At 64.9% G+C, this 359-nt stretch carries 1 pseudogene; it reads left to right on the plus strand.

The annotated features are described in order from the left end of the window. Window positions 1–359: pseudogene (locus tag SB751_RS28635) on the plus strand (carbamate kinase); the annotation flags it as partial.

The following is a 359-nucleotide window of genomic DNA, read 5'->3' on the forward strand; positions in this document are numbered from 1 at the left end:
TCCGCCGCGTCGTGGCGAGTCCGCGACCGAAGCACATCTTCGAAATCCGTCCGGTGAAATGGCTGCTGGAGCGCGGCACGATCGTGATTTGCGCGGGCGGCGGCGGCATTCCAACGCTCTACGGCGAAGGCCACAAGCTGGGCGGCGTGGAGGCCGTGATCGACAAGGATTTGTGCTCCGCACTGCTCGCGCAGGAGTTGCAGGCGGACATGCTGATCATCGCCACCGATGTGAACGCCGCGTACGTCGACTGGAACACGTCGTCACAAAAGGCGATCGCGAGCGCGCATCCCGACGAACTGGAGAAACTGGGCTTCGCGGCCGGTTCGATGGGCCCGAAGATCTTGGCGGCCGCGGAG

This window comes from Cupriavidus sp. SIMBA_020 (assembly GCF_046535395.1).
GTDB lineage: Bacteria > Pseudomonadota > Gammaproteobacteria > Burkholderiales > Burkholderiaceae > Cupriavidus > Cupriavidus campinensis.